Origin of the sequence: Pseudomonas sp. QTF5, assembly GCF_000512695.2 — a bacterium.
Classification (GTDB): domain Bacteria; phylum Pseudomonadota; class Gammaproteobacteria; order Pseudomonadales; family Pseudomonadaceae; genus Aquipseudomonas.
In genome coordinates this window covers 200,559-220,242 of record NZ_AZRW02000002.1, presented here as the reverse complement: position 1 = coordinate 220,242, position 19,684 = coordinate 200,559, and the positions used below count along the sequence as shown (strand labels likewise).

Here is a 19,684-nt window from a genome sequence, read left to right as displayed (position 1 = left end):
GGAGGCGATAATGCCTCGCACTCTTTTTGTTCTCACACCCAAGGAAGCCTGCCGCGATGTTCGAAATACAGCCGATGAATGCCCAGGTCTATCGACGCCAGACGCGGCGCAGCACGGTGATCATCGCCCTGATGTTCCTGGTGCTGGCGATGGTGCTGTCCACGGCAGCGGTGGCGCTGTTCGGTGAGCCCGGCGGTGACAATCTGCGTTTTAACGTGGGCGGCGTGTTTGCCGGGTTATTGCTGATGGCGGCGCTGATACGCGGCAAGTTCCGGACCCAGGAATGGATGGCGCCAGCGGTGTACGGTTGGCAGCTCAAACGCAGCCTGATGAGCATCACCAACGTCATGCACCAGGTGACGGCGGCGGTGGAGAAGGGCGATCCGAGCGCCATGAAGCTGCTGCGTTTTTATCACTTGGGACTTAGCCAGATGCACCAGTTGGACGGCAACTCCAGCGACCATAGCCAGCTGACCCGTGAGATGGACCAGCACAAGGCGCGGATGGAAATGCTGGGCATCGAGACTGAACAGACGCAATTGAATCCGGCCTGGCTTGAGGCGGTGAAACAGATACCGCTGTAACAGACAGGCATGATTCAATAAGCGTTTTCGTGCAAATCACCTATCGTATCGTTGTCGGGTTGTAATGACTTGAGCACCAGGCACGGCTGGCGGGTGCTAAAGGGCGAACGGGAAAATTCGCCATGTCATAAGGGATTAAGGGAGCGTCATGGGGCATCCGTCCGTCAGAGATCGTATTGAAAACACCCGGTTCGCCACGCCTTGGGTATCTGGGCAGGTTGAGTCGAGGCTCAAGGTTCGATACGCCGTCTTCCTGCTCATTGCGGTGTGCCTGTCCATGACGGCCATTGTGATCGGCGAAGGCTGGAACGCGCGTCAGTATCATTTGCGCGGCAGCGAAGTGGAGATGTCCAATCTGGCGCAAACCCTGGCCTCGCAGGCGCAGGCCTCGATCAAGCAGGCCGATACGCTGCTGTTTACCTTGGTGGACCGCCTCGAAAACGACGGCATGGAATCGGAGAAACTTCCCCGACTGCAACGTTTGCTTCACGCCCAGCGCAGTGAACTGGCGCAACTCCATGGACTGTTCGTTTATGACGAAGAAGGGCGTTGGCTCGCTAACTCCAATAATGCTGTGCTGCCCGATGCCAATAACTCTGACCGTGAATATTTCATCTACCACCGTGATCATCCCGACCGCGGTCCTCATATCGGTCCGTCGATAAGAAGTCGCTCTACCGGTGAGTGGGTCATGACTGTGTCACGCCGGATCAATCACGCCGATGGCCGATTTGCCGGCGTGGTGGCGGCTTCGATCTATCTCAACCATTTCCTGGACCTGTACAACAGCATCGACATGGGCAGTAACGGGGTGGTCAATTTGATCGCCGACGACGCCAGCATTGTCGTTCGCCGCCCGTTCAACGAAGCCGATATCGGTACCAACGTCGCCAAGGGGCCGCTGTTTACCCAGCTGTTGCCCAAGGGCAATTTCGGAACAGCCATCGTCAAATCCTATGTGGACGGGGTGGAACGGGTGGTGGGGTTTCGGCGGGTCGAGGGTTATCCCCTTATCGTTTTTGCCGCGCTCGACAAGGCTGAAGTCCTGGCTGGCTGGCGGCAGGAGTCGATACTCAGTGCGGGCATCGTCTCATTGCTGCTGGGGTTTCTGGGCGTTCTCGGCTATCGCCTGATCCGCGTCATGAAGCAGCAGAATCATATTCAGAGCGAATTGCTGGAGGCTCAGGAAAAACTCATTGAGGTCAACCAGAGCCTCAAGTTGCTGGCTCTGGAGGATGCCCTGACCGGGCTTTCCAACCGGCGTCAATTCGATTTGTTCATCCTGGCGGAAATGGGCCGTGCCAGGCGTACCCATACCAGCCTTGCGTTGCTGATGATCGATGTCGATCATTTCAAGAGTTTCAATGATCACTACGGACATCTGGCGGGCGATGAGTGTTTGCGCAAGCTCAGCACCATCATCACCGACAACATCCAGCGCCCCGGCGATCTTGCTGCCCGTTTCGGTGGCGAGGAGTTTACGGTGGTGCTGCCCGGCACCGATTATGTGGGGGCGTTTCTGGTGGCGGAAAAGATCCGGCGCGCGGTTCAGCAAATGGACATCAAGCATAGCGGCAGTCCCGAAGGCATCGTCACGGTCAGTCTTGGGGTCTGTGCCTACAACCAGACGGCGCAGAGCCAGCCCGAAGATTTGATCGGTGCAGCGGACAAGGCGCTGTACGTGGCCAAGGCCAGTGGCCGGAACATGAGCGTCATCGCCAACTGAATTCAACCAGACCGGTTACTGTCCTGAACGGGTCGGGTGCCGCAACTTCCATAAACGGATCAGCCGCAGATAGATCAGCACGTTGATCGCCAGCACCACGCTGCCCAACCCCAGCTGAATCGTGGGGGTGAGCCCGGCCGGATAGATAATCGGCCACACGTAATGTTCGATAAAACCGCCGCCGTAACCGGTTTGCCCGGCCGCTTGGCGCATGAGGTTTTCCCATTCGGTCAGTGGGCACGTCAGGTGGAAAACTTCCACGATCACTCCCCACGCAGCGGCGGGCAGGTGCCACCAGACCAAATGGTGCCATTTGAGCACCAGCAGCCCGCCGAACAGCACGAACAGAATGAACAGCAAGTGAGACAGCACCAGCCCGTCGGCAGCGATTCGGTAAAGCATGTCGATTCTCTGACGCGTTATGTGAATCACTCCATGGTACTCGGGCTGGGTACTTGTGCTCTATCGATTGCTGTTTTCAAGCAGGGCCAGTACTCCTTTCAAACGCACCGCCGTGGCTTCGCTGCTGCATTGCATCGGCGCGCGCAGTTCGTCGTGGATCAACCCCTCAAGGGCCAGGGCAGTTTTCACCGGGGCAGGATTGGGCTCGATGAACAGGCTGTGAATCAGTGGCAGCAACTGGAAGAAGGTCGTTCGGCCGGCCGCTAACTGGTTGTCGCGGATCTGTTGATACAACCTCACGAACAGCTCGGGATGAACATGGGCCGAGGCGGCAATCGCGCCTTTGGCACCCAGACACAAAGCGCCGAAGATCTGATTGTCTTCACCGCACAGCACGTCGACTTTGCCGCTGGAGAGCAGCGCAAGAGTGGTGGCGGGATTGCCGCCGCAGTCCTTGATCGCGACGATCCGCTCGTGGGCGACGATCCGCAGCAGGGTCGCCTGTTCGAAGGCTATGCCGGTGCGATAGGGAATGTCGTAGAGAATGACCGGGACGCTGGAAGCATCGGCGACGGTCTTGAAAAAAGCTTCGAGGCCGGCCTGGGAAGGGCGGATGTAGTACGGCGGTGGAACCAGCAAACCCGCCAGAGGACGTTTCAGAATCTCGCTCTGCAATTGCAGCAGCTCGGCGAGATTGTTGCCGGCCAGGCCCATGACCACACGTTCTGGCGCTACCTGTTCCAGCACCGCATCGAGCACTGCCAGTTGCTCATGTTTGCCCAGCGCCGCGGCTTCCCCGGTGGTGCCACAGACCACAATGCCATCGACGCCTTTTTCCAGCAGATGACTGACCAGCCGCCGCAATCCGTCGAAGTCGATCGCGCCATTGTGAAACGGCGTAACGATGGGAACCCAGATACCTTGAAACGATGACATGCACTTTCTCCTGAAGGTTGACCGATTTCGTCACCGTCAGAAGCGTAGAAGGAAGTCAGCAAGAGGAGGGAGTGTCCGCCGCGCTCAATGTCCTGTCAGCTCATCTGACGGGACAGCGCGCCCCGGTCACATGAGCGACTGTTTCTTCGATTTAAGGGCGTGCGCAACACAACCTTGCGCCTTGGCATTCAAGCCAATGACGACAGTGTTGAGGTTGAAGGTTGCGGACATGATTGCTTACACCCTGAATGAGGTGCTCAGTTTTAAAAGTCGGCGCGATGTTTGTCAATCTCGAAAATCAGCAGCGGTTGCGGGCAAGTGCGCAAGATTGTTCAAGCCATCCACCGCGACTGCTGGCACAGTCTGGGGGTCTTTCCCTGGTTGCAGAGCGTTATGTCCAACTCACTCATGCCGCGCAGTGCATTCCTTCGCGGTGCCGCGGCCATCATGCCGTTGTCCCTGGCGACCGCGCCTTGGGGGTTGCTGGCCGGATCCATGGCCATCGAGGCCAATCTCACACCGCTGCAAGGCCAGGGGCTGTCGAGCATCGTGTTTGCCGGCGCGGCGCAATTGGTCGCCATCGGCATGCTCAAGGGCGGTGCCGGGGTCTTTTCGATTCTGTTGACCACATTGTTGCTGACCTCCCTGCATCTGCTTTACGGGATGAGCATGCGTTCGGTAATTTCCCCGTTGCCGGGTCGCTGGCGTGTGGGCCTGGGCTTTTTGCTCACCGACGAGTTGTTCGCCCTGACCAGTCAGCATGACAAACAGCAGTTCAACCGCTGGTACGCCCTGGGCGTGGGCCTGACGTTTTATATCGCGTGGAACCTCTTCACCCTGGCGGGCATTGTGCTGGGCAGCAGCATTCCGGGCCTTGAACAGCTGGGGCTGGACTTCTCCATCGCGGCGACTTTTATCGCCTTGATCACGCCGGTGGTGCGCAACGTTCCCACGGTGGTCTGCGTGGCGGTCTCGCTGTTCTGTTCGGTGCTGTTCAGCTATTGGCAATGGGGCTCGGCGCTGGTGTTGGCGGGGTTGGCGGGCATGACTGCAGGCTTTCTCTGCAACAAACTCTATGTGGGGCGCACATGATGGTCTGGGCTGTGATTATCGGGATGGGCCTGCTGGTATTCCTGAACCGCTACGTATTTCTCGAGCCTCGACTGCCGGTGCGCTTGAGCAGCAATGCCCGACAGTTCCTCGGTTTCGCGGTGCCGGGCATGCTCACCGCGATCTGCGGGCCGATTGTGTTCATGCCGGACAAACAGTTGAACCTGCAGTGGGACAACCCCTACCTGATCAGTTCGCTGGTGGCCGTGGGCCTGGTGCTTTACACCCGCAACACCTTGCTCAGCATGTTATTGAGCATGGGGTTCTTCTTTTTGCTGCGGTGGTGGCTCTGAGTCGTCCCATCCGAAACTGTTCTACGCTTAATAGAGGGCTGATCCTTTGAGGACAGGAGGTGGACATGGTCACTGAACCAAAGCGTCCGGACCCGGATGAGGACATCGATGAACCGACTGAGGAGGAACTCGAGCGGCAGAGGCGTTCGAGGCCGGACTGGAAGCATCCTGACGACGGTAAAGAGCTGTCGGACCGCGACCAGGAGCGCCCGCTGAAACCCTGATCGGCTTGTAAATACCCAAAAGCCCCGCCATGGATAGCGGGGCTTTTGGGTTTCCAATGCCTGAAATGTAATCACCTGTGTGCGGGCTTGCTCGCGAAAGCGGTGTGTCAGTCAATATCAATTCTGAATGGCACACCGCATTCGCGAGCAAGCCCGCTCCCACAGGTAAGAGGGGACAATGCGCCTGCTGCATGCAGAAGGAATGTACCGAAAAAAACAGCAAGCCGCGGGAGCGGGCGCTGGAACCAAACACTGTGTACCCTTATCCAACCCCGGCTTGCAGTGATCTGCGGGCCGGTCGAGGGATGAATGGGCGAGGGGTTTTTGCCATTAAACGTGATGACCGAAAGGTCTGGTCCAAGACAAAACATGAAGCAGTTGGTCAAGGTTCTCTCCGCGTTCGCCATCGCAGTCGGCCTGTTTGGCTGCATCGCCGCGCCCATTGAAATGACGCCGCAGACGCAACAGGGTCTGCGCACACAAGCGCCGATCCGCTTTCTGCTGACCTTCGACGACGGGCCCAGCGCGTCCGGTTTCTACAACCCGACGGTCACCGTGCTCGACAGCCTCGCGCGTAATCCGCTGCAACCCGACATTAAAGCGGTGTTCTTCGTGCAGACCCGTGCCTCCCGCGCCGGTGGCAGTGATGCGGGCCGGCAGATCATGCGGCGCGAGCATGCCGAAGGTCACCTGTTGGGTTTCCATACGGCCACGCCCCGGCACACCAACCATCGCTCTCTGGACCCGGAAGAACTGGAGCAGTCGCTCGGCAATGGCAGCGCAGACATCGCCGCGATCACTGGCGCTTCGCCGACCTTGGTGCGTCCGCCATTCTGGAACTACGACAAGCGCACCTTCGCGGCCTATCAACAGCATGGCATGCACATACTGCTGACCGACCTTAGCGCCAATGACGGCAAGATCTGGGGCTTCAACGCAAGCTTTCGTCGACGGGCCAATCTGCTGCGGCAACTGTCCGAAGTCCGCGAGCGCATCGCCCTCGGTGAGTTGCCGACGGTGGATGGGGTGATTCCGGTGGTGGTGACCTTTCACGACTTGAATCGCTATACCGCCCGGCATACCCGCGAATATCTGCAAATCCTGCTCGACAGCGCCCGTGCTACGGGAATGACCACGGCACAGAAAGCGTTTTACGACGACACGGCAGCGCTGCAGCGGGCGGCCATGGCGCGTACTGTCCATGACAGTTCAGAGGCAGTTGAGTTACCAGGGATCTGGAACTGGTTATGGGACGGGGATAGCCACTGAACGATGCCGGACGATTGATTGTTCAATGTGAGAAGTAGCTAACACTAATTGTTAGCTCGCTTGCGCGGGATCATTGAAGTTGATCTACGCTGAGTGGATCCAATCGGAAAACCGTCCACGAGGGCGTCCGCCATGGTTCCACTTGCGCAGCTTTGCCAAATTGTCGAGTCCGGTTTCAAACCGCTGTCCTGCGAATGCACCGTAAATCGCGATGAAACATTGCGGATCAAGGTCTTTAATGGCACCACCGGGCGGATTGAGTTGTTGATCACCGGAGTATCGCCTGACGAGTTGACCAGTGTCCGTGATATTTCCAACCTGATCGGCGAACTTCGCACTGAAATGCGCGCCGGGCGCCGAGCCTTCGCGGGTGTAATGGCCTAGAGCCTGTCGCGCGGCAGCAGTTCATCGATCATCTGCAAACAATGATTCAACCCCGGCGATACATCGCCCACGCGCCTGCTTAGGATGATCGGCGAGGTGGCGTTGTCTTCCAGCACCGGGGTGAAGCCAATGTCGTCGCGGTGCAGCAACTGCACTGAGGCCGGCACCAACGTCACCCCGATTCCCGCACCCACCAGACCGATCGCTGTTTGCAGCTCATTGGTCCATTGCGCCACGTTGATGTGCACGCCATAGGATTCGAATAACGCGATCACGTGGTCGGCGTAGCTGGGTCGCGGGTTGCCGGGGTAGAGCACGAAGGGTTCTTTTGCCAGGTCACGAAGGCTGATCGGTCCGGCCAGTAATGGATGGCCGGCGGGGAGGGCGGCGACCAGCCGGTCTTCAGTCAAAACAGTCTGGATGATCGCCGGGTCGTCGATGCGGATTCGCCCGAAACCAATGTCGATGCGCCCGGCCTTGAGCGCCTGCACCTGTTGCAACGTAGTCATTTCCGAGAGCCCCAACTCAAGCGCCAGCGGCTCGCCGCTGCGCAGTCGGCGAATCAGTTCCGGCAGCACGCCATAGAGGGTCGATGGCGCAAAGCCTATGCCCAGCCAGGTCTTTTCGCCCAAACCAATCCGCCGTGTGTTGTCGCACACCTTGCCCAACTGTTCGAGCAGGGCGGTGGAATGTTCATGGAAAAACCGCCCGGCGTCAGTCAGCTTCAGCGGTCGGCCGCGTTCCAGCAGAAGCACCCCGAGCTCGTCTTCCAGCTGCTGAATCTGCCGGCTCAGCGGTGGTTGGGCGATGTGCAGCAGTTCGGCGGCGCGGGTGAAGTTGAGGGTTTGAGCCAGCACCTGAAAATACCGCAGGTGACGCAGTTCCATGAGGCCTCCGGACGTTGATCGGTTAAATACCTTTAAGGTATCGAGCCAGACCAATTCTATATTGGCCGCCCGGAAAAAGCCGTACGAGAATCCGTTCCAGAACTTTAAGAACCTGACGGGTATCGACATGCGTGCAACTGCCATTGAATCGATCGAGACGATCATCGTCGATCTGCCGACCATTCGCCCGCACAAGCTGGCGATGCATACGATGCAGAACCAGACACTGGTGATCATTCTTGTGCGCTGTGCCGACGGTATTGAAGGGGTCGGTGAATCGACCACCATTGGCGGTCTGGCCTATGGCAACGAAAGCCCGGACAGCATCAAGACCAACATCGACAAACACTTCGCGCCACTACTGCTTGGCCAGGACAGCGGCAATGTGAATGCCGCGATGTTGCGCCTGGAGCGCAGTATTCGTGGCAACACCTTCGCCAAATCGGGTATCGAAAGCGCCTTGCTCGACGCCCAGGGCAAGCGCCTCGGCCTGCCGGTCAGCGAACTGCTGGGCGGCCGCGTTCGCGATGCGCTGCCGGTAGCCTGGACCCTGGCCAGCGGCGACACTGCCAAGGACATCGCCGAAGCGGAAAAAATGCTCGACTTGCGCCGCCATCGGATCTTCAAGCTGAAAATCGGCGCAGGCGAGGTCAACCGCGACCTGGCCCACGTCATTGCGATCAAAAAGGCGCTGGGCGATCGCGCCAGCGTGCGGGTCGATGTCAATCAGGCCTGGGACGAAGCGGTCGCGTTGCGCGCCTGCCGGATTCTCGGCAGCAACGGCATCGACCTGATCGAACAACCGATTTCGCGCAATAACCGCGCCGGCATGGTTCGCCTGAATGCCATGAGCCCGGCGCCGATCATGGCCGATGAATCCATCGAGTGCGTAGAGGACGCCTTCAATCTCGCGCGCGAGGGCGCAGCTTCGGTGTTCGCCCTGAAAATCGCCAAGAACGGCGGCCCACGCGCCGTGCTGCGAACCGCCGCGATTGCCGAGGCGGCCGGTATCGGCCTGTACGGCGGCACCATGCTCGAAGGCGGTATCGGCACGCTGGCCTCGGCCCATGCCTTCATCACGCTCAACACACTGAGCTGGGATACCGAGTTGTTCGGCCCGCTGCTGCTGACCGAAGACATTCTCAGCGAGCCATTGGTCTATCGCGATTTCCAACTGCACGTCCCGCAAACACCGGGGCTGGGCCTGAGCCTGGATGAAGAGCGCCTGGCGTTTTTCCGTCGGGACAAAGTTTCTATTGCTATATCCACTACCGTTCATCAAGCCTGAGGAGGGCATCATGCTGTTTCACGTAAAAATGACTGTGAATTTACCGGTCGACATGAACCCGGAACGCGCCGCTCAACTCAAGGTCGACGAAAAAGCCCTGGCCCAGCGCCTGCAAGAGCAAGGCAAGTGGCGTCATCTGTGGCGCATCGCCGGGCTGTATGCCAATTACAGCGTGTTCGATGTCGACAGCGTTCAGGAACTGCACGACTTGCTGATGCAATTGCCGCTGTACCCGTACATGGCGATCGAAGTCACCGCGATGTGCCGGCATCCTTCTTCCATTCGCGAGGATGACCGCTGAACCCAGCCTGTTCAGTTCGCTACGCTAATAATTACAAGATGAGGAACCCACTAAAATGAACGTCAAGATTTCCCACACTGCCAGTGCCCAGAAGTTTCTCGAAGACGCCAGCGGTCTGCATAACGAAGCCGGCGATCCGCGGGTCAAGGCGCTGATTTACCGGATCCTGCGGGATTCGGTGAACATCATCGAAGACCTGGCCGTGACCCCGGAAGAGTTCTGGAAAGCCGTCAACTACCTCAACGTGCTGGGTGCGCGTCAAGAGGCCGGGTTGGTGGTGGCCGGGCTCGGTCTGGAGCATTACCTCGACCTGCTGATGGACGCCGAAGACGAGCAGGCCGGCAAGGCCGGCGGCACACCGCGGACCATCGAAGGCCCGCTGTACGTGGCGGGTGCGCCAATATCGGAAGGCGAAGCGCGGCTGGATGACGGCGTCGATCCGGGTGTGGTGCTGTTCATGCAAGGCCAAGTGCGCAACACCGCCGGCGAACCGTTGGCCGGCGCGGTGGTGGATGTCTGGCATGCCAACACCGGCGGCACCTATTCGTACTTCGATACCACTCAATCGGAATTCAACCTGCGTCGTCGTATCGTCACCGATGCCGAGGGCCGTTACCGTTTTCGCAGCATCGTGCCGTCCGGCTATGGTTGCCCGCCGGACGGTCCGACCCAGCAATTGCTCGACCAACTGGGCCGTCATGGTCAGCGGCCGGCGCACATCCACTTCTTCATTTCGGCAGTGGATCATCGTCACCTGACCACCCAGATCAACCTCGATGGCGATCAGTACCTGCATGACGATTTCGCCTATGCCACCCGTGATGAACTGATCGCCAAAATCACCTTCGGTGATGATCCGCAGCGTGCGGCGGCCCATGGCGTCAGCGGGCGTTTTGCCGAAATCGATTTTGACTTCACGCTGCAGTCGTCTGCCCAGCCTGAGGAGCAGCAACGCCACGAACGGGTTCGCGCGCTCGAGGACTGATACCCTCGATCAGCCGAACCGGGCCACGAGATAACCGACCGTTTATCTCGTGGCCCTGTGGGAGCGGGCTTGCTCGCGAAGAGGCCAGAACATCCAACATCTCAGTCTACTGACGCGGTTACGATCTAGAATGGCGGCGCCACCGATAACAACAATGAGAGTGATCCGATGATGCAAGCGCAATTGTTGAGTCATCGCAGCAGAGTCTTCGACCACGCCGACCCTTACGCGGTATCAGGCTACGTCAATCAGCACGTGGGCAATCATTGCCTCCAGATGCCCAGGGCCGGCCGACCGCTGGCCAGCCTCGATCATCGCAAATTCTCCAGCCTCGACCTGTGCCGCATCAGTTACGGCGCGAGCGTGCGGGTTATGTCCCATGCGCTGGACAGCATCTATCACTTGCAAGTGCTGCTGCGCGGCAACTGCCTGTGGCGTGGTCATGGTCAGGAACACTACTTCGCGCCTGGCGAGTTACTGCTGATCAACCCCGATGACCCGGTGGACCTGACGTACTCCGACGACTGCGAAAAATTCATCCTGAAAGTCCCCACCCGGTTGTTTGAGTCAGTGTGCGAGGAGCAGCGCTGGCGGTATCCGGGGCAGGGCATACGGTTTCTGGAGAACCGTTATCAGCTCAATGAGCTGGAAGGTTTCGTCGGTCTGCTGGCGATGATTTGCCAGGAGGCGGAAGCCACCGAGCAGATTCCCCGGGTGCAGGAGCACTATGCGCAAATCATTGTCAGCAAGATGCTTGGCCTGATGAAGACCAACGTCATGCGCACCGATCCCGGCTCACCCTCGGCCACGTTCGAGGCGCTGGTCGAATACATCGCGTGCAACCTCAAGCAGGATATCGACAGCGAAGAACTGGCACGCCAGGCGCGGATGAGCCTGCGTTCGCTGTATGGGTTGTTCGAGCGCAACGCGGGCGACACGCCGAAAAACTACATTCGGCAGAAAAAGCTCGAACGCATCCATGCCAACCTGAGCGACCCGACCTGCAACGTGCGCAACGTCACGGAAGTGGCCATGGATTACGGCTTTCTGCACCTGGGCCGGTTCTCCGACAGCTACCGCAAACAGTTCGGCGAATTGCCATCGGATACCCTCAAACGCCGCCACTGAGATCAATGAGTAACCTGTGGCGAGGGAGCTTGCTCCCGCTGGACTGCGCAGCAGTCCCATTCTTTTAAAAAGAGAGTGGGGCCGCTTCGCAGCCCAGCGGGAGCAAGCTCCCTCGCCACGTTGGCAAGCATCCACCACTGACCGCTCTGCACAAAACGGATACAGGTCTGCACCCCGCGGATAGTCCGCCCCATCCCCTCGTCCTAGCATGGCCCTGCCTGAATAAAAACAATGGAGGCGGCGGCCATGACCCTGCGACCCGAATACCTTCACTCCCTGCTTGAAGAAGACCCTGAGCAGGGCATCTATCGCTGCAAGCGCGAGATGTTCACCGATCCGCGGCTGTTCGACCTCGAGATGGAACACATCTTTGAAGGCAACTGGCTGTACCTGGCGCACGAAAGCCAGATCCCCAACAACAACGATTTCTACACCACCACCATGGGGCGTCAGTCGATCTTCATCGCGCGCAACAAGGACGGTGAACTGAACGCCTTTATCAACGCATGCAGCCACCGTGGCGCGATGCTCTGCCGGCACAAGACCGGCAACAAGAGCACGTACACCTGCCCCTTCCACGGCTGGACCTTCAACAACTCCGGCAAGCTGCTCAAGGTCAAGGACCCGGCGGCGGCTGGCTACCCGGCGAGCTTCAATTGCGAAGGCTCCCACGACCTGACCAAAGTCGCGCGTTTCGAATCCTATCGCGGCTTCCTGTTCGGCAGCCTCAAGGCCGATGTCGTGCCGTTGGTAGAGCATCTGGGCGAGTCGGCGAAGATCATCGACATGATCGTCGATCAGTCCGCCGATGGCCTGGAAGTGCTGCGCGGTTCCTCCAGCTACATCTACGAAGGCAACTGGAAACTCACCGCCGAAAACGGTGCCGACGGTTATCACGTCAGCTCGGTGCACTGGAACTACGCGGCGACCCAGAACCAGCGCAAGCAGCGCGAAGCCGGCGACTGCAATCCGACCATGAGCGCCGGCACCTGGGCCAAGCAGGGCGGTGGTTTCTATTCCTTCGACAAGGGCCACATGCTGCTCTGGACCCGTTGGTCCAACCCCGAAGACCGTCCGCTGTACGAGCGTCGCGACGAGTTGGCCCGGGACTTCGGCCAGGCTCGCGCCGACTGGATGATCGAGAATTCGCGCAACCTGTGCCTGTACCCGAACGTGTACCTGATGGACCAGTTCAGTTCGCAGATTCGCATCGCCCGGCCGATCTCGGTCAATCGCACGGAAATCACCATTTATTGCATCGCCCCCAAAGGTGAAAGCGACCACGCCCGCTCGAGCCGGATTCGTCAGTACGAGGATTTCTTCAACGTCAGCGGCATGGCGACCCCGGACGATCTGGAAGAGTTTCGCTCCTGCCAGACGGGTTACCAGGGCAGCGTCACCGCGTGGAACGACATGTCCCGTGGCGCCGAGCACTGGGTCGAAGGCGCCGATGACGCGGCTAAAGAGATCGACCTGCATCCGCTGCTCAGCGGCGTGCGCACCGAAGACGAAGGTTTGTTCGTGCTGCAACACAAGTATTGGCAGCAGACCATGCTCAAGGCGTTGGCCGCTGAACAATCCGAACTGATTGCAGTGGAGGCCGTGCAATGATCCTCACTTATGACAACCTGCGCGATTTTCTCTACCGCGAAGCACGCTACCTCGATGACAACCAATGGGACGACTGGCTGGAGTTGTATGCGCCGGACGCAACATTTTGGATGCCGTCCTGGGACGACAACGACGAGCTGACCGAAGACCCGCAGCGGGAAATTTCGCTGATCTGGTATGGCAACCGCACCGGCCTGGAAGACCGCATCTTCCGCATCAAGACCGAACGCTCCAGCGCCAGCGTGCCGGACACCCGTACCTCGCACAACCTCAGCAATATCGAGCTGATCGAACAGGCCGACGGCCTGTGCAAGGTGCGCTTCAACTGGCACACCCTGAGCTTTCGCTACAAGACCGTCGACAGCTATTTCGGCAGCAGTTTCTACACCCTGGATGTACGCGGTGAAAACCCGCTGATCAAGGCCAAGAAAGTGATCCTGAAGAACGACTACGTTCGCCAGGTCATCGATGTTTACCACCTCTGAGGCGGCCGTCATGACTCATTCCATTGCGTTCAATTTTGAAGACGGCGTCACTCGTTTCATCGACGCCAATGCCGGGGAAACCGTGGCCGATGCCGCGTACCGCCAGGGCATCAATATTCCACTGGATTGCCGCGACGGCGCTTGCGGAACCTGCAAGTGCTTCGCCGAGGCTGGCCGCTACGACTTGGGTGAGGACTACATCGAAGACGCCCTCAGCGCCGACGAAGCGCAACAGGGTTTTGTCCTGACCTGCCAGATGCGCGCGCAGAGCGATTGCGTGGTGCGGGTGCCGGTTTCATCGGATGTCTGCCGTACCCGTCAGGCCAGTTACGACGCGACCATCAGCGCCGTGCGTCAGTTGTCCGACAGCACCATCGCGCTGTCGATCAAGGGCGAAGCCCTGAGCAAACTGGCGTTCCTGCCGGGGCAGTATGTGAACCTCGGGGTTCCGGGCAGCGAGCAGACCCGCGCCTACTCGTTCAGCTCGTTGCAGCGTGACGGCGAAGTCAGCTTTTTGATTCGCAACGTGCCCGGCGGCTTGATGAGCAGCTTTCTGACCGGCATGGCCAAGGCCGGCGACAGCATGAGCCTGGCCGGGCCTTTGGGCAGCTTTTATCTACGCGACATCCGCCGTCCATTGTTGCTGCTGGCCGGTGGCACCGGTCTGGCGCCGTTCACCGCGATGCTGGAAAAAATCGCCGAACAGGGCAGCGAGCATCCGCTGCATTTGATCTACGGCGTGACCAACGATTTCGACCTGGTGGAACTCGATCGACTTGAAGCTTTCGCCGCACGCATTCCGAACTTCAGCTTCAGCGCCTGCGTGGCCAATCCCGACAGCCGGCACCCGCTCAAGGGCTACGTGACCCAACACATCGAGCCACGGCATTTGAACGATGGCGACGTCGACGTCTACCTGTGCGGCCCGCCGCCGATGGTCGAAGCGGTCAGCCAGTTCATCCGCGAGCAAGGCATTGCGCCGGTGAACTTCTACTACGAAAAATTTGCCGCCAGCGCGGCTTGAGCCGTGCAGTTGCGCGAGTGCGGCCTTACATCGATACCGTCCTCGGCAACGATTCAATGTGGGAGCGGGCTTGCTCGCGAAGAGGGCGGAAAATCCAACAGAGATCTCGACTGTGAGACCGCTTTCGCGAGCAAGCCCGCTCCCACAGGTCAGTGTTTTGTCTGGTATGCCCTAACTGAACGGCATCCTTCGTCACGAGGTACACATGAACAGATTCCACGAAAAAGTCGCGCTGATTACCGGTGCCGCTCAGGGCATCGGCCGGCGCGTGGCTGAACGCATGGCCGCTGAAGGTGCACGGTTGATTCTGGTCGACCGCTCCGATCTGGTGTTCGAACTCCAGAAGGCATTGGGGCAGAGCAGCCAGGTGCTCGCGCTGACTGCCGACCTTGAGCAATACAGCGAATGCAGCCGCGTGATGCGCACCGCTTTCGAACGTTTTGATCGCCTCGATGTGCTGGTCAACAACGTCGGCGGCACGATCTGGGCCAAGCCTTTCGAGCACTATGAAGAGGCGCAGATCGAGGCCGAAGTCCGTCGTTCATTGTTCCCTACATTGTGGTGTTGCCATGCTGCGCTGCCGTTCATGCTCGAACAAGGCAGCGGCGCCATCGTCAACGTTTCGTCCATTGCGACCCGCAGCGTCAATCGAGTGCCGTACGGCGCGGCGAAGGGCGGGGTCAATGCGCTGACCGCTTGCCTGGCGTTCGAAACGGCCGGTCGTGGCGTGCGGGTCAACGCGACTGCCCCCGGTGGCACCGAGGCGCCGCCGCGGCTTATCCCGCGCAACAGTGCGGAACAAAGCGCTCAGGAAAAGCTCTGGTATCAGCAGATTGTCGACCAGACCCTCGACAGCAGTTTGATGAAGCGCTATGGCACGCTGGATGAGCAAGCAGGCGCTATTCTGTTTCTGGCCAGCGACGAAGCCTCCTACATCACCGGCATGATCATGCCGGTCGGTGGCGGCGATCTGGGCTGAGCGGTTCGCAGTAGCGTCGGTTAAAGCCTGGATACCTGTGATCTACAAGCGACGCTGAAACGCTTTGACGATTCTGAGTGTGGCGTCGCTTGTGTTCAGGTTCTGTACCGCGTCCAGCGGATACCAGATGCAATCAAAGATTTCATTCTGTGGCCGAGCCGCTGCCAGGTTTACGACCGACGCCTCGTACACATGGTGCCGGGTGCTGGCCGTTTCCCATTCCATCAGGTAGAGCATGTCATCGACCTCAAGCCCTGTTTCTTCGTAGAGCTCTCGCATGGCCGCGCCCGCAGCGGCTTCGCCAGGCTCGACTTTTCCGCCTGGCAAGGTCCAGCGACACCTGGGTTTACGCACCAGGAGAATATGCCGATCCTGCTCGCAAATGACGGTTGCACGTACTTTCATGGGTTACCTGACTGCTGCCTGTCACAAAACAGTCATAAAAATGCAATATTCAGACCGAAATACGCAGAAGTGTCTGCTTCAAGGGTTGGAGTCGACAGGGCGGCTGAAAGTGCAATGAAATGCCGGAATCCTGACGCGATGTCTGGCTGGCACTTCAATGAAGGTCGGGTGTAAGGTAATTAAGTCGATCCAGGACTATCACTGCCGAAATGGAGGTGACTATGAGCGTTCCGATGCTGACCAAAATGCACATGAACGGCTATGACGTACTCAGCGTGAACAACGGCCCTTGGCGGGTGTGCACCAAAGGTGACCGGCTTGGCGCCTTTGGCAGCAGAGAGGAAGCACGCTTGAAGCCCCGGTACACCGGGGCTTTTGATAACCGTCGGTCATGGGTCAGTAACCGCTGCCGCCCATCCCGCCCGTGGAAGGGGAATAATATTCTCTGGCTTTTTGTTGGGCACGACTCCATTGCGCGCAGGTCATGAAACTTTTGTGGTCGACCTTGCCCTGGCTGTCGAAACTGACGTTATACGGCTGCTGATGGCCGGCCTGGGTCAGCTTGTAGTCAAAGCAGGTACCAGGTTCCACCGTGCGCTGCGTTATCGATACAGGCTGGCCGCCAATCTGCTGGACTTGTCCCTTGCTCATGCCGGTCTCGACCTTGGCGACCAGCGGTTGGTCTCGATAAACGTGTGATTCCGTGTTACAGCCACCTGACGCCGTCAGCACGGCGATCAGCGCGCATAGAGGCTTGTTCATGACAGCGCTCTCTAGTGAACTTTCGTTCGAGTGATGTTCTTTGCCTTCACTTCTTCAGCATAGCCCGCCAGTCGCTCTTCATCGCCCTGGAACAACGCGCACAGCCTTAGCGTTGCCTCTGCGTCCACATCATTGCCGGCCAGGCGCAACTGCTCTGCAATGCGCAAAAGCTCTACCGCCGACCACCTCAGATCCGAGGCTACACCTTGCAGGTCGCGCCGAAGTTGCTGTTCATATTCGTTAAGCCACATGATGACCTCCTGCAATTCCCCGCTACGAAATAGTAGTCCCATTTACCTGTATGGAGCGTTATGTTCGTCTGATCGCAAGAGAGTCGAAATCATGCAACAACCTGTCTACCAACTGCTGGAAGTCGCCAACGGCAAGCCGATCAAACTCTGGATCGAGGGTGTGCCGGTTGAAAGCGAAGCCCGGCAGCAATTGATCAATACCGCGAAGATGCCGTTCATCTTCAAGCACCTGGCAGTGATGCCGGATGTGCATCTGGGCAAAGGGTCCACCATCGGCAGCGTTATCCCCACCGTGGGCGCGATCATTCCGGCGGCCGTGGGGGTGGACATCGGCTGCGGCATGATTGCCGCGCGCACTTCACTGACCGCCGCCGACTTGCCGGACAACCTGCACGGCCTGCGCAGCGCCATCGAAAAGGCCGTGCCCCATGGCCGCACGTTGAGCCATGGCCGCCGCGATGAAGGCGCCTGGAATCACGTTCCACAGCAAGCCGATCAAGCCTGGGCTGCGCTGAGTTCACGGTTCAAGGCGATCACCGACAAGTACCCGAAACTTGCCAGTACCAACAACCGCCATCACCTGGGCACCCTCGGTACCGGTAATCACTTCATCGAGGTATGCCTGGACGAGGCCAACCGCGTCTGGTTCATGCTCCACAGCGGTTCCCGCGGCGTTGGCAATGCCATCGGGACCCTGTTCATTCAATTGGCCCAGGCGGATATGCGCCAGCACATCGCCAATCTGCCGGACCGCGATCTGGCCTATTTCAAGGAAGGCAGCCGGCATTTCGACGACTACGTCGAAGCGGTGGGCTGGGCTCAGGACTTCGCCCGACAGAACCGCGCGTTGATGATGCAGGCGGTGATTCAGGCAGCGCGGCAAGTGATTCGCAAACCTTTCGAGGTCGCGCTGGAGGCTGTGAACTGCCACCACAATTACGTGCAGAAAGAGCGGCATTTCGGTGAAGACGTCCTGGTTACCCGCAAGGGCGCGGTGTCGGCGAAGAAGGGCGAACTGGGGATCATTCCCGGCTCCATGGGCGCCAAAAGCTTCATCGTTCGCGGTCTCGGTAACGAGCAATCGTTCTGCTCGTGCAGCCACGGTGCCGGTCGGACCATGAGCCGCACCAAAGCCAAAAATACCTTCACCGTGGCAGACCAGATCCGCGCGACTGCTCATGTCGAGTGCCGCAAGGATGCGGCGGTCATCGATGAGATTCCGATGGCCTACAAGGACATCGACAAAGTGATGTACGCGCAGCGTGATCTGGTGGAAGTGCTGCACACCTTGCGTCAAGTAGTGTGCGTGAAAGGGTAGGGATGGAAGGTGCTTCCACTGGTCGGGAAAATTAACGAGAGTGAACGGCTCTGTTGTCGTATTGAGGTAGTGATTTATTCGCTAGGGAGGTCTCTCAAATGACGACTACCGATGATTTCAGACACCATGCGCATGAGCTGATCGTTGACCTGGATGCGGCGACCACGGAAATGATGAAACTGATCTCGGCCCATCAGTTGAGCGGCCCGGAATGGGAGCGGGTCACGAAATGGCAGCATGAAGCGTACGAGCGATGGATGACGTACCTGAATGCGAGGTCGTATCCCGATTCCGGCTCGGGGCCCGAGCCGGGGCAGGGCGAAGCCCCTCTATAGACGGTCGCTTCGTCGGTAGCGGAATAGTCAGTAGATGACTTAAAAATAGTGTGGATATTTAATGAGTTAGGAGATTTAGTAACTGGATAGTGAATCAGAATATCTTGTTACAAGTCGCGCGATTGGGTAATATCGCCCCGCGTTCACCACCACGGTTTATGCATTTTTAAAGCCCAGGCGTCCATCAGCTGCCTGGGCTTTTTTTTGTCTGGAATTTGGAATGGCTTATGAGCGCGCTGCCGGCAGAGAGCCAGCAGCGTCGATGATGGGCGTGATGGACAAACGTTATTGATGCCTGTCGTTACCCGGCCGGGTCAGCCTTGCGACGATCGCTGCCGGATGGGTTGCCAGTGTCAAGAAGCCTCCTCTCTACCAGGACATTTTGCAGAGCCTGGCGTGCCGAAGGGCTTAGCTGATGTTCTCTCTCCTTAAGTTCGAGCAAGATGGGGTTGGACCATCCACGATAGGTTTGCTCGGAAATTCGAGTAGATGTCATCTATCTCTCCTTTGTTGAGTCGCCCGACAACACAGTGGGCGAAGTCCTGTGCGCTAAAAATCCTAGTTGAGGAAACGACTTGTCGCCAGTGAGAGGATTGCAATGAGGTGCCGGTCATCCTTCGCGACGCGGGTAGTCCACGATTCGGGCGTAAACTTAAGAGGCTACCTCATCAAAAGGAGCCGCATATGATCGCCGACCAAATGAATAGACAGGAGTCGGAGCAAAGCGCTGTTTGGGATCAATACTTCTGTGCCGCGTTGATTGCGGAAAGCAATCTGACGGCACCGGTGGTTGGAGAAGCCACCCACGAAGACAGGCAGAATCTGTTAATCCAAAGGGCCAAAGCACTCGCCGATAAGATGCTGGAAAACAGAAGATAACCCGAGCCCAGCCATTGCGCTGGGCTCTTCACTTTTTGATGTTCTTATCTTTCTTCCAAGTGAACGCTCCTTGGTCGCGGATCGTCTACAGTTGGTAATTCAAGGATAGGGAGATCGA

At 58.6% G+C, this 19,684-nt stretch carries 25 protein-coding genes and 1 pseudogene; 19 read left to right on the top strand and 7 right to left on the bottom strand.

The window, feature by feature from the left end; genetic code table 11:
• Positions 1-56: 56 nt before the first annotated feature.
• Together IC37_RS02630 and IC37_RS02625 are read left to right on the top strand one after the other, a co-directional pair.
• Positions 57-584, top strand: a complete 528-nt coding sequence (locus IC37_RS02630) for a DUF3087 domain-containing protein (RefSeq protein ID WP_030130604.1) — start codon at positions 57-59, stop codon at positions 582-584.
• Positions 585-732: 148 nt separating this feature from the next.
• On the top strand, positions 733-2,310 hold the full coding sequence (locus tag IC37_RS02625) for a sensor domain-containing diguanylate cyclase (protein ID WP_030130605.1): 1,578 nt from the start codon (positions 733-735) through the stop codon (positions 2,308-2,310).
• A 15-nt stretch (positions 2,311-2,325) separates the two neighbouring features.
• Here IC37_RS02625 and IC37_RS02620 read toward each other — a convergent pair whose 3' ends face one another.
• On the bottom strand, positions 2,326-2,712 hold the full coding sequence (locus IC37_RS02620) for a DUF2784 domain-containing protein (protein ID WP_030130606.1): 387 nt from the start codon (positions 2,710-2,712) through the stop codon (positions 2,326-2,328).
• 60 nt (positions 2,713-2,772) lie between these two features.
• Positions 2,773-3,648 carry a 4-hydroxy-tetrahydrodipicolinate synthase gene (gene dapA, locus IC37_RS02615; RefSeq protein ID WP_030130607.1) on the bottom strand — a complete coding sequence of 292 codons (876 nt, stop codon included), beginning with the start codon at positions 3,646-3,648 and terminating at the stop codon, positions 2,773-2,775.
• Between the two features lie 393 nt (positions 3,649-4,041).
• Here dapA and IC37_RS02610 point away from each other — a divergent pair, with 393 nt between their 5' ends.
• The 5 genes from IC37_RS02610 (at position 4,042) to IC37_RS02595 (ending at position 6,928) form a co-directional block, all read left to right on the top strand.
• Positions 4,042-4,740, top strand: a complete 699-nt coding sequence (locus tag IC37_RS02610; RefSeq protein WP_030130608.1) for an AzlC family ABC transporter permease — start codon at positions 4,042-4,044, stop codon at positions 4,738-4,740.
• On the top strand, positions 4,740-5,051 hold the full coding sequence (locus IC37_RS02605; RefSeq protein WP_162830927.1) for an AzlD domain-containing protein: 312 nt from the start codon (positions 4,740-4,742) through the stop codon (positions 5,049-5,051). The genes IC37_RS02610 and IC37_RS02605 overlap by 1 nt, the downstream gene beginning before the upstream one ends.
• Positions 5,052-5,116: 65 nt before the next feature.
• Positions 5,117-5,275 carry a hypothetical protein gene (locus tag IC37_RS30040; RefSeq protein WP_177409368.1) on the top strand — a complete coding sequence of 53 codons (159 nt, stop codon included), beginning with the start codon at positions 5,117-5,119 and terminating at the stop codon, positions 5,273-5,275.
• Positions 5,276-5,644: 369 nt separating this feature from the next.
• A complete protein-coding gene (locus tag IC37_RS02600) occupies positions 5,645-6,544 on the top strand; it encodes a polysaccharide deacetylase family protein (protein ID WP_030130609.1) in 900 nt (299 codons plus the stop codon).
• A gap of 132 nt (positions 6,545-6,676) precedes the next feature.
• Positions 6,677-6,928: a DUF1652 domain-containing protein gene (locus IC37_RS02595; protein ID WP_030130610.1), complete on the top strand. Its 252-nt coding sequence runs from the start codon at positions 6,677-6,679 to the stop codon at positions 6,926-6,928.
• Here IC37_RS02595 and IC37_RS02590 read toward each other — a convergent pair.
• On the bottom strand, positions 6,925-7,815 hold the full coding sequence (locus IC37_RS02590) for a LysR family transcriptional regulator (RefSeq protein ID WP_030130611.1): 891 nt from the start codon (positions 7,813-7,815) through the stop codon (positions 6,925-6,927). The two genes, IC37_RS02595 and IC37_RS02590, sit on opposite strands and share 4 nt — an antisense overlap.
• 127 nt (positions 7,816-7,942) lie before the next feature.
• Here IC37_RS02590 and IC37_RS02585 point away from each other — a divergent pair, with 127 nt between their 5' ends.
• The 8 genes from IC37_RS02585 to IC37_RS02545 all read left to right on the top strand — a co-directional run bounded on the left by IC37_RS02585 (position 7,943) and on the right by IC37_RS02545 (position 15,616).
• Positions 7,943-9,103: a muconate cycloisomerase family protein gene (locus IC37_RS02585; protein ID WP_177409367.1), complete on the top strand. Its 1,161-nt coding sequence runs from the start codon at positions 7,943-7,945 to the stop codon at positions 9,101-9,103.
• Positions 9,104-9,113: 10 nt separating this feature from the next.
• Positions 9,114-9,404 (top strand): muconolactone Delta-isomerase, encoded by a 291-nt coding sequence (gene catC, locus IC37_RS02580; RefSeq protein ID WP_030130613.1) that lies wholly within the window; start codon positions 9,114-9,116, stop codon positions 9,402-9,404.
• 55 nt (positions 9,405-9,459) lie between these two features.
• A complete protein-coding gene (gene catA / locus IC37_RS02575; RefSeq protein WP_030130614.1) occupies positions 9,460-10,389 on the top strand; it encodes a catechol 1,2-dioxygenase in 930 nt (309 codons plus the stop codon).
• 168 nt (positions 10,390-10,557) lie between these two features.
• Positions 10,558-11,517: an AraC family transcriptional regulator gene (locus tag IC37_RS02570; RefSeq protein WP_030130615.1), complete on the top strand. Its 960-nt coding sequence runs from the start codon at positions 10,558-10,560 to the stop codon at positions 11,515-11,517.
• A 246-nt stretch (positions 11,518-11,763) separates the two neighbouring features.
• Positions 11,764-13,128 (top strand): benzoate 1,2-dioxygenase large subunit, encoded by a 1,365-nt coding sequence (gene benA / locus IC37_RS02560; RefSeq protein WP_030130617.1) that lies wholly within the window; start codon positions 11,764-11,766, stop codon positions 13,126-13,128.
• Positions 13,125-13,613 (top strand): benzoate 1,2-dioxygenase small subunit, encoded by a 489-nt coding sequence (benB, locus tag IC37_RS02555; RefSeq protein ID WP_030130618.1) that lies wholly within the window; start codon positions 13,125-13,127, stop codon positions 13,611-13,613. The genes benA and benB overlap by 4 nt, the downstream gene beginning before the upstream one ends.
• Positions 13,614-13,623: 10 nt before the next feature.
• Positions 13,624-14,637, top strand: coding sequence for a benzoate 1,2-dioxygenase electron transfer component BenC (benC, locus tag IC37_RS02550; RefSeq protein ID WP_007895558.1), 1,014 nt, complete (start codon positions 13,624-13,626; stop codon positions 14,635-14,637).
• A 205-nt stretch (positions 14,638-14,842) separates the two neighbouring features.
• Positions 14,843-15,616 (top strand): 1,6-dihydroxycyclohexa-2,4-diene-1-carboxylate dehydrogenase, encoded by a 774-nt coding sequence (locus IC37_RS02545; RefSeq protein ID WP_030130619.1) that lies wholly within the window; start codon positions 14,843-14,845, stop codon positions 15,614-15,616.
• Between the two features lie 42 nt (positions 15,617-15,658).
• Here the strand turns inward: IC37_RS02545 and IC37_RS02540 are convergent, their stop codons facing one another.
• Positions 15,659-16,021, bottom strand: coding sequence for an NUDIX hydrolase (locus tag IC37_RS02540; RefSeq protein ID WP_030130620.1), 363 nt, complete (start codon positions 16,019-16,021; stop codon positions 15,659-15,661).
• Positions 16,022-16,242: 221 nt separating this feature from the next.
• On the opposite strand from IC37_RS02540, the pseudogene IC37_RS30315 reads away from it, so the two are divergent.
• A pseudogene (locus IC37_RS30315) lies at positions 16,243-16,368 on the top strand (DUF2188 domain-containing protein); the annotation flags it as partial.
• 49 nt (positions 16,369-16,417) lie between these two features.
• On the opposite strand, the gene osmE reads toward IC37_RS30315, so the two are convergent.
• Both osmE and IC37_RS02525 read right to left on the bottom strand, forming a co-directional pair.
• Positions 16,418-16,783 carry an osmotically-inducible lipoprotein OsmE gene (osmE, locus tag IC37_RS02530; protein WP_030130621.1) on the bottom strand — a complete coding sequence of 122 codons (366 nt, stop codon included), beginning with the start codon at positions 16,781-16,783 and terminating at the stop codon, positions 16,418-16,420.
• A gap of 11 nt (positions 16,784-16,794) precedes the next feature.
• Positions 16,795-17,034 carry a hypothetical protein gene (locus IC37_RS02525; protein WP_030130622.1) on the bottom strand — a complete coding sequence of 80 codons (240 nt, stop codon included), beginning with the start codon at positions 17,032-17,034 and terminating at the stop codon, positions 16,795-16,797.
• A 91-nt stretch (positions 17,035-17,125) separates the two neighbouring features.
• On the opposite strand from IC37_RS02525, the gene IC37_RS02520 reads away from it, so the two are divergent.
• Both IC37_RS02520 and IC37_RS02515 read left to right on the top strand, forming a co-directional pair.
• Positions 17,126-18,352, top strand: a complete 1,227-nt coding sequence (locus IC37_RS02520) for an RtcB family protein (protein ID WP_030130623.1) — start codon at positions 17,126-17,128, stop codon at positions 18,350-18,352.
• Positions 18,353-18,450: 98 nt separating this feature from the next.
• Positions 18,451-18,687: a hypothetical protein gene (locus IC37_RS02515; RefSeq protein ID WP_030130624.1), complete on the top strand. Its 237-nt coding sequence runs from the start codon at positions 18,451-18,453 to the stop codon at positions 18,685-18,687.
• A gap of 301 nt (positions 18,688-18,988) precedes the next feature.
• Here the strand turns inward: IC37_RS02515 and IC37_RS30310 are convergent, their stop codons facing one another.
• A complete protein-coding gene (locus IC37_RS30310; protein WP_008074997.1) occupies positions 18,989-19,183 on the bottom strand; it encodes a hypothetical protein in 195 nt (64 codons plus the stop codon).
• 188 nt (positions 19,184-19,371) lie between these two features.
• Between IC37_RS30310 and IC37_RS02505 the strand changes: the two genes are divergently transcribed.
• Entirely contained in the window at positions 19,372-19,566 is a 195-nt protein-coding gene (locus IC37_RS02505; RefSeq protein ID WP_030130625.1) for a hypothetical protein, read from the top strand.
• Positions 19,567-19,684: the final 118 nt, after the last annotated feature.